This window comes from Acinetobacter sp. YH12086 (genome assembly GCF_013419345.1).
In the GTDB taxonomy this organism is placed as follows: Bacteria; Pseudomonadota; Gammaproteobacteria; order Pseudomonadales; family Moraxellaceae; genus Acinetobacter; species Acinetobacter amyesii.
Genome location: NZ_VPAF01000014.1, coordinates 18,294 through 33,023, shown reverse-complemented (window position 1 = coordinate 33,023; position 14,730 = coordinate 18,294). Strand labels below are relative to the sequence as shown.

The following is a 14,730-nucleotide window of genomic DNA, read 5'->3' as shown; positions in this document are numbered from 1 at the left end:
CACAGCAGATATGGCATTAACAACACTACAGAGCTTAGATCGCGGGATATTCGCCTGTACCCTCTGGCCATGGAGATAACAACTCAAAACCAGTATCGGTTACAACAACCATATGTTCCCACTGTGCCGATAAAGAACGATCTGCGGTAATTACTGTCCAACCGTCTTTTAACTCTTTAGTACGCGCTTTACCGCTGTTGATCATCGGTTCAATGGTAAAGACCATGCCTTTTTTCAGAATGACACCTTGACCCGGTTGACCATAGTGTAAAACGCTTGGTTGCTCATGATAAACTTTACCAATCCCGTGACCACAGTATTCTCGTACAATGCTGTAGCCTTCACGATGAGCAACTTGTTGAATGGCATAGCCTACATCACCCAATGTTGCTCCCGGTTTAACAGCATGAATCCCTGCAACCATCGCTTCGTAAGTAGTTTCGACTAACTTTTTAGCCGCAGGCGAAACCTCACCCACATAGTACATACGACTGGTATCACCGAAATAACCATCTTTAATGATAGCAACATCAATATTGATAATGTCACCGTCTTTCAATACGGTTTCTTTCGAAGGAATACCATGACAAACCACTTCATTCGGTGAAATGCAGGTGGTTTTGGTATAGCCATAGTAGCCAACGTTGGCAGGAATCACTTTAAGTGTGTTGACGATAAAATCATTGCAGATATCGTCTAGATATTCAGTGGTCACGCCCGGCTTGACATACTCCCCGATCATCTCTAAAACCTGAGCAGCTAAACGACCTGAAATGCGTAATTTTTCAATATCTTGCTCGGTTTTAATCGTGATTTTGGAAGCTTTCATCTGAATATCCTCAAATTTGAATACACCGAATTATAGACCTTTTAGATTTTTTTTGTTTTATTCAGCCAATATTTCTGCATTTATTCGGCTTATAGCATCCTATTTAGTGCTGAAAATTAGAACAATTGATTTATATCTGATAAATCTTAATAGCTAAACATATTCCTATAAAAAATTTATATACAATAAATTTCTTTTATTTATCATAAATATAAATAAAACATTATTTTATCTGTCAATATATTCATGATTCGTATTATAAAAACTATCTATACGATTTATAAATTTTGCTCCAAAAACGAGCTTAATTGCACTAAAATTGCCTTTTTTCACAGTTCATCTCCCCTTTATGACAAGTCTTCGTACACGGGATATTGTTGCCTTAGGTTTTATGACCTTTGCACTATTTATTGGTGCAGGTAACATTATTTTCCCACCAATTGTCGCACAGCAAGCGGGTGAACATGTTTGGTTAGCTGCATTTGGTTTCTTAATCACCGCAGTTGGTCTACCTGTCATCACGATTATTGCTTTGTCGCGTGTTGAAGGTTCTATTCAAGTTTTAAGTTCGCCTTTGGGTAAAGCAGCCAGCATTATCCTTACTGTCGCGTGTTACTTAGCTGTTGGACCTTTATTTGCAACACCTCGTACAGCTACCGTTTCTTATGAAATTGGTTTCTCTTCTTATTTTGGTAACAGCGCAAACAGTCTGCTGATTTATAGCGTGATTTATTTTGCATTGGTGACGATTGTTTCACTTTACCCAAATAAAATTTTAGATACCGTAGGTTATTTCCTTTCACCACTCAAGATTTTAGGCCTCGTTATACTGGGTATCTCTGCGTTCTTTATCCCTGCCGGTGTGATTCCACCTGCAATTGATAACTACGTAACTGCACCAGTTTCTGAAGGTGTAGTAAATGGTTATTTAACCATGGATACATTAGGCGCTTTAGTTTTTGGTATTGTGATCGTCAAAGCCATTACTTCACGCGGCGTAACGGATAGTAAGCTCGTCACCAAATATGCTGTCATTGCCAGTATTATTTCTGGTATTGGACTTACACTGGTTTATATCAGCTTATTCAAACTCGGTATGGGCAGCCATGATATTGCTCCAAATGCAACAAATGGTGCAGTGATCCTGCATGCATATGTACAACATGCTTTTGGTGATATGGGCGCTTATTTCCTATCTGCAATGATTTTTGTTGCATGTATGGTTACCGCGATAGGCTTAACCTGCGCATGTGCTGAATATTTCTCAGAATTGACTAAAATTCCATACAAAGTTTTTGTGTTCATTTTAGTTGGTTTCTCACTACTGATTTCAAACTTAGGTTTAACCAAACTCATTGCAGTTTCAGTGCCTGTTTTAAGTGCGATTTATCCACCTGCGATTGTAGTTATCCTACTGAGCTTCTGCTCTAAATGGTTTATTTCACCATCAAGAGTTATTGCGCCTGTTACCGCATGTGCGTTTATTTTCGGTATTTTTGATGGTTTAAAAGTGGCTGGTTTCGAAGATGCACTTCCAAGCTTTATTGCCAATCTACCGCTTGCTCAACAAAATTTAGCATGGCTGATCCCTTCTGTGATTGTGCTGATTATTGCTGCTGTAATTGACAAAGTTAAAAAATAACCTTTTTTGACCTGTCTAAAATCGGAGTTTTACCCGAATGACGATTTTACCTGTGACCAATAATTGTCGAGTTTTACCCAAACTGACATTTATTTGTCCTACTACAGCGCAATAATCCTAAGTCATTGAACTTTTAAATAAAGTTTTATTTTCATGATGAGAAAAAAGCCAGCCATTTGGCTACAAAATATAATAATAGTTAAAATACAAATACTTTCTGCAAAATACACCGTACACAAACTCCATGATTAAGCCCGATTCAGACTGTAAGCTAGGCGGTTTCTTGTCATAAAGCCGATATACCCGTGTTGGTATATATATTGCTTATTCATACATAGATATTATGCATCGACCATTTTACTCACCAGTCAACACCTTTAGATTCATAATATTTAGTATATGAATAAAATGATTATTCTTATATGATGATCTAACATAGTTTTATGACAAAATAATGACATTTACTATTGAAATACTTCTAGTTTCGAAGTACAACAGTAGTTCAAACCTGACCAAAATCATGGGTTTTGGCTAAACAACAACACGGAGGGGTGGAGATGTTATCAGTACATTTCAAAAAGCAATTCTTCATTAACGCTCTGAAGGCAAATAAGAACATGGTGACCTATACAAGCACCACTATTGCTCTCATGCTGACACTACTTATTCAAGGCTTAATCCAAGGAAATTTAAGACCTGAATACTTTGCTTATGCGCTTATTGTCTCGGTGGCCTTTTATTTATGGGCAGTCATTGACCACAAATATCGAAAGCAAAAATCAACAGAATTTTAAGTTAGAAGATGGATGAGGCATCATCCATCTTGAAAAAAGAAAAGATGCCATTCCCCACCTTCTCGTTCATTCAATCCATTTTAAATAACAATACAAATAATCCCTAAAATAACCATAAAATCATCAGCCTTTTCTCATGAATTTTCGATTCTATTTAACTTCAAATTTTGTTTTATAAATTCTTCTACATAGCCATCTCTGCACTTTAAAAGCTTTTAGTTCTTGATTAGCTTCCAATCTCATTCAAACCATTTCTGATTCATATACTTTGCTTAAAACCAAAATTTAACAATGACTCCAAAGAGCAAACCGAGTGTTGCAATTAACTCACCAATCACCAATCCAAGCATTGCCATACTCATCATCCATTTAGGTAAATGCCATTTGCCTAAGACGTGCGGGACTTTAAATTGATTGGTGGTATCGGCTAAATAGCCATGCAGTATATAGCTTAAAATCGAAAAGCTAAAAAAGAACAGATTGATGATTACAAAGAGTAAATTAAGTGTATGTGGAAGTGCTGAAAAATAGGCCAATACCGCCAAAATGAGTGTCGCTGGGGCGTATAACAAACTGCTCCGATGTGCGATATCGACATAATAATGCGCACGTGCCAGTTCAGACTGTCTTATTTGTGCATATTTCCACACACCCGTGAGCATACCTACCCATAAATAAATCCCACTAAAAACTATCGCAATTTTTACTGCACCCGAAAGTTGAAGCATGTCCATTTTTAATTTACATCCATTGTTCAATTACACGCATTATTTTTATCTGTATTTCTTCTCCAATAATACTTACTTCTAACCTATTATGACATGACTTTAGAGTCATACTCTTTTCAGGTTTCTTTTTGGAACTTGTGTAAATTAGAGTCATCGGAACACACCCATGAAGTTTGAATCATGTCATCATCTGAAAAACTCACGATTCATTGCCAAGACGGCTATTCACTGAGTGCGCGCTATTATCCACACCAGACAGAGCTCAAACAGGTTTTACCTGTGTTGATTTGTCCAGCCACAGGCATTACCAAGCAATTTTATAATAGTTATGCAACATGGTTGAGCCAACAAGGCTATGACGTTTTAGTTTTTGATTTTCGTGGTATTGGTGAGTCGCTACACAGCCCTCTAAAAGAATCGACAGCAAGTATTGTTCAATGGGGGCAGCTTGATATCCCGGCGGCAATCGACGCTTTAATCAGTAAAACGCAGGCGCCTAAAGTCATATTACTCGGTCATAGCGCAGGCGGACAATTATTAGGTATCGTGCCAAATTTTGACAAAGTTGCCAAAGTGGTTGCTGTTTCTGGCTCTACAGGTCATGTAAAAAAACTTAAAGGTCGTACCAAGCTTTTAGCCCCAGTGATGTTTAATGTGATCTTCCCGATTGCACGCTATACCATTGGCTATGGGCCGACCAATGCGATTGGCATGGGGGAAAATTTGCCAAAAGATGTAGCTCGTGAATGGGCTGAATTTTGTAGCAAACCCGGTTATGTCATCAATGCCTTAGGCAAAACTGTTCAGCATGATTTTCATCAACAAGTGAGCTGCCCGATCACTGCCGTATGGAGCTCCGATGACGAAATTGCCACGGAAGCCAATGTCAAAGACTTGCTGCGCTTATACCCGAATGCTTCGACTCAAATGATTGAGTTAAAACCGAAAGAAACAGGTCATAAAGCCATCGGACATATGTTGATGTTTAAATCGTCACATCAAAACCTATGGCCGATCATTGAACAACAGTTACACGCTTAAGTTTTTGCCACTCAGTCAGTAATCCGGCTGAGTGGTCTTTTTATGGTCTATACAATAATTTCTACTTTTAGATTCAATCACCCTGCCTGACAGCTTACATATTCTATTTTCTATCTTTAAAATCTACACTGAACGTCCAAGTGTACTTATTTTCTTCAGCCGACTATTGCAAAAAATGATATAACTATTTTTTCTCAATTATATTCTATTTTGGCATGAGTGAAGCACGACACAACCTCGACAGAATTGATCGTTTAATATTATCCGCATTAAGAGAAGATGGACGACTCACCATAGCCCAGCTTTCTGAACGTGTTGGTCTCTCCTCTTCGCCGTGTTGGACACGCTTAAAGCGTCTAGAAAATTTAAAAATTATCGACGGCTATACAGCCAACATCAACCCAAAATCGATTGGGATCAATGAATTATTCTTTATTGAAATTACATTAGAACGTCACGACGATGAAATTTTAGATCAATTTAGTGAAACTTTAGCCAATATGCCAGAAGTAGTAGAAGCACATTTAGTCACTGGCGATTATGATTATTTGGTGAAAGTTGCAGTTAAAAATGCTGAACACTATGAGCGTTTTTTACGTAAAAATTTATATTCTATGAAAGGTATACGCCATACCCGCTCTATTTTTGCGCTACGACAATTAAAATCTGCCAGCAGTGCTGACCTCATGATGATTGAGTAATGAGCCCATATAGATCTAATCTATAAGATGACTTTAAATTTTAAGGCAATTGAGTTCAGCACCCAATTGCCCTATTTATGTGTTCTAATCTATATAGCCATCTTTTTTCAATTTTTTATCTGTCAAATACTCACGTATGACCAATGTTGCAATAATAATGATGGCTTCTAAGATCGCTACTGTGACGGTTAGTTTGGTAAATACTTCGACACTGAGCAACTCAAACCATAATTGAGCGATGGCTAATAAACCCCATAAAACTGAAATAATAAGTGCACTAAAGACACCGTATTTCATTTTTCTCTCTCCAAAACAACTACATAAGCTTCGCGCTTCCAAAAAAGCAGCATACGACGGATATCCTTTTCCATCGTAATCACAGCCCAGCCTTGCTGTGCATTTTGATTTAAAAAATTGGTGAATTTAACAGGATCAACTTTTGAAGAGCCAAGCAGCAAAGATCCCAGCATACCTTCTTGATAGATAACAACTTTATATTCTTTCATCAATATAGTTCTTTATGGTTATAGTGAATTGAACAAATGTTCATGGCAAAGTATAGCGATCGCTTTTTCCTAAAACAACAAAGTTTTAACTGTCAATTTACTCAGCATTTTTTTCAATTTTATGCTTTAATATACACAGTATGAGATGAGCCTTATATGAGTATCACGCGAGTGATACGACTAGCCCCAACCATGGGGCTTTTTATTGTTTTCTACTTAGCTCACATTGTTGTATTTCATTGTTCAATTTTGACAAAACAAGACTGTGAATTTCACATGTTTTCACAGGGTCTTGCTCATAAGCCGAATTAAACCATGCAGCAGCTTTTTCAAAATCTCGCTGTACGCCTAGCCCACCCAAATAAAAACTTGCTACGCTAATTTTTCCGTTCAAATCATTTGCTTCCGCAGCCTTTAAAAACCACGGATAAGCCTTTTTATAATTTGGCTTTCCATCTGTACCTCTATAATAAATCATGCCTAACCGGTGCTGATACTTTGCCAATCCTTTTTCTGCTAAAAGTACTGTAGGTTTTTCTGCAAGTAGTAGATCATTCTTCGTATAGTAATAATAGTCGGCCAATTGTTCGATATCTTCTTGCTTGCCTTTATTTGCAAATTCAATTAAAAGACTTTCCAATTTTTTCTCATTCCTTGGAATGAGTTCATATTTATTCATGATCAAAAGCATACGCTTTGAATCATCTAAGTTTCTTTCAGCACCGATCTCAAACCATTTTGCGGCTTCTGCATAATCTACTTTTACTCCTACACCTTTGTAATACATCAATCCCAAATTTTGATTTGCTGAGCGATGCCCTAAGGCAGAAGCACGCTTATACAGCGCTATGGCTTCAGGCAGATTAATCTCCACACCTTCTAGCCCCATATGTTTCAGTACAGCCAAATCATACAGCGCCTGCTTTTCGTTATTTTGCACTTGAACTATGGTCTTTTGGACATCAATTTCGGCTGAATAGGTTATAGAAAATGGAAGTGCTGTTAATACAAATAGCATGAACAATTTGATGTAAGGCAAATGATATTTTAAAACTTTCATTGTTTATTATTCTTGATCAATAAGATGGTGAAAAATGAAATGCTAAAACACTCTATCTAGATGCTTTAGCATTTTTTAAAGCTATATATAGTATTAACCAAAGAAGCCTATCGTTGCCTGAATGACCACAGCATTGACAATATCTACAAAGAATGCCCCAGTCAAAGGTATGATTAAAAAGGCTTTATGTGATGGCCCATAAGTATTGGTTACTGCTTGAATATTAGCAATCCCTGTCGGTGTTGCACCCAAATTTACACCACATTGCCCTGCACAAAGTACTGCTGCGTCATAGCTTTTTCCCATGATCCTAAAAGTTACAAAGTACAGATACAGTGCTAAAACGAGGGTTTGTACCAGTAAAATAATCACCAGCGGGCCTGCAAGATCTGCCAATAACCAGAGCTGCAATGACATCAGCGCCATCGATAAAAACAGCGCCAATGATGCGTTACCAAATACATCGATACAGCGATCAAACATTTCAATTTTAAAGCCAAGTTCAAGGGTGTTTCTTAAAAATACACCACACGCTAAAGCCCAAACGAAGGTAGGTAATTCAAACCACTGTCCACGAGCAAACTCTGTCATGAAATAAGCAAAGCTGATACAGATGGCAAACATCCCCATCGTTTTGACGGCATCATCTGCGGTAATTAAACGAGTTTTTTCAGGATATTCGAAAGGCGCCGTTTCAGATGCAGGCGGTGCTTCATTACGTCCTGATGTGGGTACAAGTTCTTCTGCCAACTGAAAACGGCGGATGAGGAATTTCGCCACTGGCCCGCCCATCATGCCGCCAATGACCAAGCCGAAGGTTGCACTTGCCATACCGAGTACGACTGCACCTTGTATACCATGATCTTGTTCAAAGACTGTACCCCATGCGCCTGCTGTACCGTGACCGCCAGTTAATGTGACTGAGCCTGTAATTAAGCCGATGAGCGGATCTAATCCTAAAATTTTGGCTAAACTGATACCAACGATGTTTTGCAGCATGACAAATATAATGACACAGCCTAAAAACAGCACTAACGCCTTGCCACCCTCTTTGAGTTTTCCAAGACTTGCACTCAAGCCAACAGAGGTAAAGAACATCAGCATGAATATTTGCTGAATTTTGGCATCAAAATTTACGGTGATATTAAAGTTTTTAAATAATATAAAAGTAATTACCGCTGCAACTAGACCACCTGCCACTGGTTCAGGAATGTTGTATTTTTTCAGGATAGAAATTTTATGTACAAAGAAATACCCGATAAATAAAACCAAAACCGCCACGACAATTGTCAAAAAAGCATCTAGCTCATAATTCATAATTTAATCTTAAGTGCTCAATTTTATTTATCTTTTTACATAATTATTTGATTTTTTCAGCTAGAAAAATGTAAATAAGTTATTTAGCCCCTTCTTCTACTACACATTTCTGAAGCCTAATAAATGAAATAAATAAAAATGCTCAGCGTATGTGATGTGCTGAGCATTTGCTGTTTATGACTGAAAAGCAGGAATTTTGAGAGATTATTTGATATCGAATACCCAGTTATGCGCCTCTTTATCACTGGTGGTTTCACAGACATAGTAATCTTGATCCCAAGCATCTTGGTTAAAGATTTCTTTTTTGTGGTAAGTCATCTGTTTGCCATTTTCGACACAGACAAAGCTTTCGCCTTGGTCTTTGACTTGGGTTCCGTTGAGGAAGCCACCAATACAGAGGAATCGGGATTGTTTGGGCACTGATCTATGCTACTGTAAAATAATATTAGTTGTGATTAAACGTTGTATTCTTAGAACTGTAAATAACATTTATAAATAAAAGCCTCCAATTAAGAGGCGATTATTTCTATTTTTGACAGTTATTCAAACTATTTTCTATATAGCTTTTTTCTAATTGTCCTTGTTTAAAGGATTTTAATAACCGTTCCAACCTCACTCTATTCCCAGGATAAGAGCAATACAATTTTTGCACATCATTTATTTTACTCAAAGAAGTAAGTTTACTTAAAGAATCTACGGCACCTTGCTCAACCCTAGCCCAATTTACATTTAGTTTTTTCAAATCATACTTATTGTTATGTACTGTATATAGAATATGATAATAATGAAAATCTTTTTCTGCAGGATTCATTTCCTGTATATCATTAATAATCATTTGAATAGCATCATAATTTTCTCCAAACCACTTTGGCTCAAAACTCTCCATAAATGTATTATAAATAACTCGCTGTTTTGGATATTTTACAATTCCATCTTGATAAGCTTTTAAGTAGTTTTCTTCAGCCCCCAGATCACGTAGGGTCATTAACAGTATGTAGTAATAAAAAGGATCTTTAGATGCAACATCATAATTTTCTAATAAAAAATTTAAATTTTTAATTGATTGATCACCAAAATATTGCATATTTTTTTTCGATACTTGTGAAGTATAACTTCCCCCTCTAATGCTCCAAGCATGTTTTCTAACCCAAAGCGTATAGTAAATATAACCTAATGGTGACTCTGGTTCAGCCTTAATCCATTTCTGTGCGATTGCTATATTTTCTTTATAATAATTTGGAGAAGTTACTCGATGTTTATTTACAATCCCAAGAAAAGAATCTAAATAACTAGTATGTTTAAACTTACCATCAAAATTATATTCTTCACTATTTAAAAGCTGTTGTGCTTTGTTTGAAATATCTTTGAACTTTTTCTCTCTAATCAAATTTTCCACTTCAGACTGAATGTCATATCCTGTGGGATATATACTTTCATCAACCAATTTTATGTTTGCTAACTTCGTATACGACACTTCTGCAAAAATTTGTGTAGAACAAAATGTTAATAATATAAAAGATAAATTCTTTAGTTTCATAAGGCCAATTTCTAAATTACAGTTTTATTATTAGTAAGATTCTATTAAATAAAGAAAATCCCACATGACGTGGGATTTTCTTATTAACTACTTAATCAATTAAGACAATTGAGCAGCAGCAATTTTCTTAGTATCAACGTCTTTAGCAGCGTCAGTATAGTCGCCCATTTTGTCGAAGCTTAAGTATTGGTAGATGTCTGCAGACATGCTATCAATTTGAGCTGCGTATTCTTGGTACTCAGCTGGAGTTGGTAATTTACCAAGTACAGCAGCAACAGAAGCAAGCTCAGCAGAAGCTAAGTAAACGTTCGCACCTTGACCTAGACGGTTCGGGAAGTTACGAGTAGAAGTCGATACACAAGTAGTGTTCGGAGCTACACGTGCTTGGTTACCCATACATAATGAACAACCTGGCATTTCTGTACGAGCGCCAGCTTTACCATAGATGTTATAGAAACCTTCTTCCATCAATTGACGTTCGTCCATACGAGTTGGAGGAGCCAACCATAGACGAGTAGATAAAGAACCACCAGGAACTTTGTCTAGAAGTTTACCAGCCGCACGGAAGTGACCAATGTTAGTCATACATGAACCAACGAATACTTCGTCAATTTTTGTACCAGCAACGTCAGAAAGCAATTTAGCGTCATCTGGGTCGTTCGGGCAGCAAAGAACTGGTTCAGTAATTGTAGAAAGGTCAATTTCATACACTTTAGTGTATTCAGCATCTGGATCTGCTTTGATTAGGCTTGGGTTCGCTAACCATTTCTCCATGTTTTCTACACGGCGCGCCATTGTACGAGCATCGCCATAACCTTCAGAAATCATCCATTTCAACATAGTAATGTTTGATTTAAGGTATTCAGCAACTTTCTCTTCAGAAAGCGTGATAGAACAGCCTGCAGCAGAACGTTCAGCAGATGCGTCAGAAAGTTCGAACGCTTGCTCAACAGTAAGGTCAGTTTCCATTTCTGTAAGGTCGATCTCAAGGATACGGCCAGAGAAGATGTTTTTCTTACCTTTTTTCTCTACAGTTAAGTCGCCTTCTTGGATCGCAACGTAAGGAATCGCATGTACTAGGTCACGTAGAGTGATACCAGGCTGCATTTTACCTTTGAACTTAACAAGAACAGACTCAGGCATGTCTAGTGGCATAACGCCAGTTGCAGCAGCAAACGCTACAAGACCAGAACCCGCTGGGAATGAAATACCGATTGGGAAACGAGTATGCGAGTCACCACCAGTACCAACTGTATCTGGAAGAAGCATACGGTTTAACCAAGAGTGGATAATACCGTCGCCTGGACGTAGAGAAACACCGCCACGGTTCATGATGAAATCAGGAAGCGTGTGCTGCATTTGAACGTCAACTGGTTTTGGATACGCAGCTGTATGACAGAAAGATTGCATAACTAGGTCAGCAGAGAAGCCTAGGCAAGCAAGATCTTTAAGTTCGTCACGAGTCATTGGACCTGTTGTATCTTGAGAACCAACAGTAGTCATCTTAGGTTCACAGTAAGTACCTGGAAGTACACCTTGACCTTCAGGAAGACCACAAGCGCGACCAACCATTTTTTGAGCTTGAGTGAAGCCTTTACCAGTAGCTGCAGGTTGAACTGGAGTACGGAATAAAGTTGAAGGTGCAAGACCAAGAGCTTCACGAGCTTTAGTTGTTAAACCACGACCAACGATAAGGTTGATACGGCCACCAGCACGTACTTCATCTAAAAGAACTGGAGTTTTAAGTTCAGATTCAGCGATTTGAACGCCGTCTTTGAACGCAGTTACTTTAGCAGCAGCGTGGTCGATTTTAAGCGTGATTTCGTCGCCCATGTTCATGTTTTGAACATCGATTTCTACTGGCAATGCACCAGCATCTTCCATAGTGTTGAAGAAAATCGGAGCGATTTTAGAACCTAAGCAATAACCACCGTCTTTTTTGTTCGGAATGTGAGCAATTTCGTCACCAAAGAACCAAAGTACAGAGTTAGTTGCTGACTTACGAGAAGAACCAGTACCAACAACGTCACCTACGTAAGCAACTTGGTTGCCTTTCGCGATAAGCTCTTTGATTTGGCTAAGTGGACCAACTTCGCCAGGAACTTCTGGATTGATACCGTCACGTACGTTTTTAAGCATTGCGTTAGCATGTAACGGAATGTCTGGACGGCTCCACGCGTCTTGTGCAGGTGACAAGTCGTCTGTGTTCGTTTCGCCAGTTACTTTGAAAACTGTAAGTTTGATTTCTTCAGGAACGTCTTTACGGCTAGTGAACCATTCAGCATCTGCCCAAGATTGCATAACTGCTTGTGCATTCGCATTGCCCGCTTTTGCTTTATCAGCAACGTCGTGGAAGGCATCAAATACAAGAAGAGTTTTCTTAAGTGCGTCAGCAGCTAATTCACCAAGCTCTGCATCATCAAGAAGTGCAACTAAAGGAGCAACGTTATAACCACCAAGCATAGTACCTAGTAGGTAAACCGCACGTTCTTTAGTTACTAGTGGAGAAGTTGCTTCACCTTTTGCCAAAGCAGCTAAGAAAGCAGCTTTAACGTATGCAGCTTGGTCAACACCCGCTGGAACACGGTTTTCTAGTAAATCAACTAAAAATGCTTCTTCGCCAGCTGGTGGGTTTTTTAATAATTCAACTAATGCAGCTGTTTGAGCATCGTCAAGTGGCTTCGGTGGGACTCCGAGTGCGGCACGTTCTTCAACGTGTTGGCGGTAAGCTTCTAGCACGGTGTTATTCCTCTTTTTTAAAAAATTATTTACGCATTCCTGCTTTAAATAAAGCTACGCAAATAATATGGACTGCTAAATTTTACTAAAATTCCAGTTAAAAGTTAATGCACTACAAGTGTTTCTTCGTGATGCCCGTTATTTTATAAATAAATGATCCTCATATTGTTTATACATTAAGCAAAATCAATACTTAGAACACGCTTTTCTTGCGTATATTAACTTTTGACTAAAATTAACCATCAAAAAAAGGCAACTAAATGTTGCCTGTTTTTATCAGTATTGGATATTCCACCTTAGTGTACAGTGGTTGCAGTGATATATTGCTGAAGTTCTGCTCGATCGCCTGTAAATCTGAGGTACCATTCGTCCTGACATGTGGTTTGATGTTGATTACTTGCAAAGCTGATATCGACCAAATAGCGTTGAGAAAATTCATCTACTTTTTGGCGTAATGTGACTTTATCTCCAATGCTGAGCACGTAGTTCCCATCACCGATAATTGCTACGCCTTGTTCATCTTCTAGGAGTAGATCTGAGTGATGCATATAACCTATAACGTCCATATTCTGCTCCTCTACTGTTTTTTATTCTCCATTTCATTATTCATTAAAAAGATTTGCTTTTCTATATTTATGATTTAGCAAGTTGTCACAATTTGTATTTCGCTCTGCTTAGGCTATTTAAAAATCTTTAAGCATCTCATATTCAAAGTAACCCGAAGATAAATATGCATTCGCAAAATAAGCATGAACTCAATCATATGGCTAAACAACGGATAGTTGCCCCGTTGTAACTACTCACTGATGAATACAGCCTTTAGGTTTTGCTTTACGCGCTTTCTCGCATAAAAAACCGTTCCTTAGAACGGTTTATAATCTGGCATTTCAGTATGCGGTGTTGCGATACATTTTTCAGTAAACTCAGCACGAATTTTTTCACGTGCTTTTTCAACATCAGTATTAATCTCAGCTTGCGGCAAGGCATAAACTTCATCAATGATGTTCAGGATAAATCCTTTGGTGGTTTCATCCTCAATTTTGTTGGCATGCTCAACTGCTTTGTCTTTTTCAATTGCATTTTGACGATCTAACATAATCGTACGTGCAGCATTACCTACACTGCGGCAGTAACCCTGCCACTGCTCTTCAGGGGTTAATGGTTTTTTTTCAGCACAGCCGACCAAAGCCACCATAACGGATAAAGCAAATAACTTTTTCATGAACTTCTCCTTACGAGGGGCAATATAAAAGATCGTAATGGATTTGTCATTTAAATTAGTCGTAGCCGAACAAACAAAAAAAGCCCTTTCGGGCCTTTTTTATGCGTTTGAATTAACCACAAGTTGCTTGAATAATCTTTTTATTGATTGGATTTACAGTGACGGTGACGCGCTCTACACGATAATCCATTGTTACTGGCTGCCCAGGTTTGACTAAACGGACAATTTGAGCTTGGCTAATCGCCTTGATCTGATCTTCAGTCAATTTTGCTTGGCCAATCAGCGTCTTGGCCTTATCAGCTACACATTCAGTTTGGCTACTACGGAATAATGCCCACTCTTCAACCACTTGTCCGTTTGGCAGATGGCAATACCCGACCTGAGCATTTGCTTCATCACGAATTTCAAGTTTACCTTTTTGTTCTACACAATACTGGCTGGCTGGATTTGCCATACCAATTTTTTCTGGTGTCGTTTCAGTTTGCTGTGTTGTGCTACAACCCGCCATAAATGCTGTCAGTGCAGCTAAAATCCATATATTTTTCATCAAGTCTATTTCTGAATATAAAAATTTAACTTACCAAGTTTGTGCCAAATAAACGAGTTGTTTATTG

At 38.2% G+C, this 14,730-nt stretch carries 16 protein-coding genes; 4 read left to right on the top strand and 12 right to left on the bottom strand.

Features of this window, described 5'->3' with window-relative positions:
• Positions 1-34: 34 nt before the first annotated feature.
• On the bottom strand, positions 35-829 hold the full coding sequence (gene map / locus FTU29_RS13515; RefSeq protein ID WP_078193926.1) for a type I methionyl aminopeptidase: 795 nt from the start codon (positions 827-829) through the stop codon (positions 35-37).
• 349 nt (positions 830-1,178) lie between these two features.
• Between map and brnQ the strand changes: the two genes are divergently transcribed.
• The gene (gene brnQ, locus FTU29_RS13510) at positions 1,179-2,471 is read left to right on the top strand and encodes a branched-chain amino acid transport system II carrier protein (protein WP_180122368.1); all 1,293 of its coding nucleotides are present in this window, start codon (positions 1,179-1,181) and stop codon (positions 2,469-2,471) included.
• 557 nt (positions 2,472-3,028) lie between these two features.
• On the top strand, positions 3,029-3,265 hold the full coding sequence (locus tag FTU29_RS13505; RefSeq protein ID WP_078188534.1) for a hypothetical protein: 237 nt from the start codon (positions 3,029-3,031) through the stop codon (positions 3,263-3,265).
• 272 nt (positions 3,266-3,537) lie between these two features.
• On the opposite strand, the gene FTU29_RS13500 is transcribed toward FTU29_RS13505, so the two are convergent.
• On the bottom strand, positions 3,538-3,999 hold the full coding sequence (locus tag FTU29_RS13500; RefSeq protein WP_180122366.1) for a hypothetical protein: 462 nt from the start codon (positions 3,997-3,999) through the stop codon (positions 3,538-3,540).
• 174 nt (positions 4,000-4,173) lie between these two features.
• Between FTU29_RS13500 and FTU29_RS13495 the strand changes: the two genes are divergently transcribed.
• Positions 4,174-5,034: an alpha/beta fold hydrolase gene (locus FTU29_RS13495; RefSeq protein WP_180063817.1), complete on the top strand. Its 861-nt coding sequence runs from the start codon at positions 4,174-4,176 to the stop codon at positions 5,032-5,034.
• Between the two features lie 215 nt (positions 5,035-5,249).
• Positions 5,250-5,735 carry an Lrp/AsnC family transcriptional regulator gene (locus FTU29_RS13490; RefSeq protein ID WP_078188537.1) on the top strand — a complete coding sequence of 162 codons (486 nt, stop codon included), beginning with the start codon at positions 5,250-5,252 and terminating at the stop codon, positions 5,733-5,735.
• Positions 5,736-5,819: 84 nt separating this feature from the next.
• On the opposite strand, the gene FTU29_RS13485 is transcribed toward FTU29_RS13490, so the two are convergent.
• The 10 genes from FTU29_RS13485 to FTU29_RS13440 all read right to left on the bottom strand — a co-directional run bounded on the left by FTU29_RS13485 (position 5,820) and on the right by FTU29_RS13440 (position 14,663).
• A complete protein-coding gene (locus FTU29_RS13485) occupies positions 5,820-6,032 on the bottom strand; it encodes a hypothetical protein (protein ID WP_180004964.1) in 213 nt (70 codons plus the stop codon).
• On the bottom strand, positions 6,029-6,241 hold the full coding sequence (locus FTU29_RS13480) for a DUF4177 domain-containing protein (RefSeq protein ID WP_078193931.1): 213 nt from the start codon (positions 6,239-6,241) through the stop codon (positions 6,029-6,031). Before FTU29_RS13480 ends, FTU29_RS13485 begins: the two co-directional genes overlap by 4 nt.
• Positions 6,242-6,443: 202 nt before the next feature.
• Entirely contained in the window at positions 6,444-7,301 is an 858-nt protein-coding gene (locus FTU29_RS13475; RefSeq protein WP_180122364.1) for a tetratricopeptide repeat protein, read from the bottom strand.
• A 93-nt stretch (positions 7,302-7,394) separates the two neighbouring features.
• Positions 7,395-8,618: a sodium/glutamate symporter gene (gltS, locus tag FTU29_RS13470; protein ID WP_180122362.1), complete on the bottom strand. Its 1,224-nt coding sequence runs from the start codon at positions 8,616-8,618 to the stop codon at positions 7,395-7,397.
• A 204-nt stretch (positions 8,619-8,822) separates the two neighbouring features.
• On the bottom strand, positions 8,823-9,038 hold the full coding sequence (locus FTU29_RS13465; protein ID WP_078193934.1) for a hypothetical protein: 216 nt from the start codon (positions 9,036-9,038) through the stop codon (positions 8,823-8,825).
• Between the two features lie 106 nt (positions 9,039-9,144).
• Positions 9,145-10,155: a DUF4034 domain-containing protein gene (locus FTU29_RS13460; protein ID WP_078193935.1), complete on the bottom strand. Its 1,011-nt coding sequence runs from the start codon at positions 10,153-10,155 to the stop codon at positions 9,145-9,147.
• A gap of 99 nt (positions 10,156-10,254) precedes the next feature.
• Positions 10,255-12,894 (bottom strand): bifunctional aconitate hydratase 2/2-methylisocitrate dehydratase, encoded by a 2,640-nt coding sequence (locus FTU29_RS13455; protein ID WP_180004960.1) that lies wholly within the window; start codon positions 12,892-12,894, stop codon positions 10,255-10,257.
• Between the two features lie 296 nt (positions 12,895-13,190).
• Positions 13,191-13,460 (bottom strand): hypothetical protein, encoded by a 270-nt coding sequence (locus FTU29_RS13450; RefSeq protein WP_180077016.1) that lies wholly within the window; start codon positions 13,458-13,460, stop codon positions 13,191-13,193.
• Positions 13,461-13,756: 296 nt separating this feature from the next.
• Positions 13,757-14,116 (bottom strand): hypothetical protein, encoded by a 360-nt coding sequence (locus FTU29_RS13445; RefSeq protein WP_078193938.1) that lies wholly within the window; start codon positions 14,114-14,116, stop codon positions 13,757-13,759.
• Positions 14,117-14,228: 112 nt separating this feature from the next.
• Positions 14,229-14,663 carry an I78 family peptidase inhibitor gene (locus FTU29_RS13440; RefSeq protein ID WP_180004959.1) on the bottom strand — a complete coding sequence of 145 codons (435 nt, stop codon included), beginning with the start codon at positions 14,661-14,663 and terminating at the stop codon, positions 14,229-14,231.
• Positions 14,664-14,730 lie beyond the last annotated feature (67 nt).

Coding starts and splice junctions, on each gene's coding strand:
- map (WP_078193926.1), bottom strand. CDS start 829: ATGAAAGCTTCCAAAATCACGATTAAAACCGAGCAAGATATTGAAAAA.
- brnQ (WP_180122368.1), top strand. CDS start 1,179: ATGACAAGTCTTCGTACACGGGATATTGTTGCCTTAGGTTTTATGACC.
- FTU29_RS13505 (WP_078188534.1), top strand. CDS start 3,029: ATGTTATCAGTACATTTCAAAAAGCAATTCTTCATTAACGCTCTGAAG.
- FTU29_RS13500 (WP_180122366.1), bottom strand. CDS start 3,999: ATGGACATGCTTCAACTTTCGGGTGCAGTAAAAATTGCGATAGTTTTT.
- FTU29_RS13495 (WP_180063817.1), top strand. CDS start 4,174: ATGTCATCATCTGAAAAACTCACGATTCATTGCCAAGACGGCTATTCA.
- FTU29_RS13490 (WP_078188537.1), top strand. CDS start 5,250: ATGAGTGAAGCACGACACAACCTCGACAGAATTGATCGTTTAATATTA.
- FTU29_RS13485 (WP_180004964.1), bottom strand. CDS start 6,032: ATGAAATACGGTGTCTTTAGTGCACTTATTATTTCAGTTTTATGGGGT.
- FTU29_RS13480 (WP_078193931.1), bottom strand. CDS start 6,241: ATGAAAGAATATAAAGTTGTTATCTATCAAGAAGGTATGCTGGGATCT.
- FTU29_RS13475 (WP_180122364.1), bottom strand. CDS start 7,301: ATGAAAGTTTTAAAATATCATTTGCCTTACATCAAATTGTTCATGCTA.
- gltS (WP_180122362.1), bottom strand. CDS start 8,618: ATGAATTATGAGCTAGATGCTTTTTTGACAATTGTCGTGGCGGTTTTG.
- FTU29_RS13460 (WP_078193935.1), bottom strand. CDS start 10,155: ATGAAACTAAAGAATTTATCTTTTATATTATTAACATTTTGTTCTACA.
- FTU29_RS13450 (WP_180077016.1), bottom strand. CDS start 13,460: ATGGACGTTATAGGTTATATGCATCACTCAGATCTACTCCTAGAAGAT.
- FTU29_RS13445 (WP_078193938.1), bottom strand. CDS start 14,116: ATGAAAAAGTTATTTGCTTTATCCGTTATGGTGGCTTTGGTCGGCTGT.
- FTU29_RS13440 (WP_180004959.1), bottom strand. CDS start 14,663: ATGAAAAATATATGGATTTTAGCTGCACTGACAGCATTTATGGCGGGT.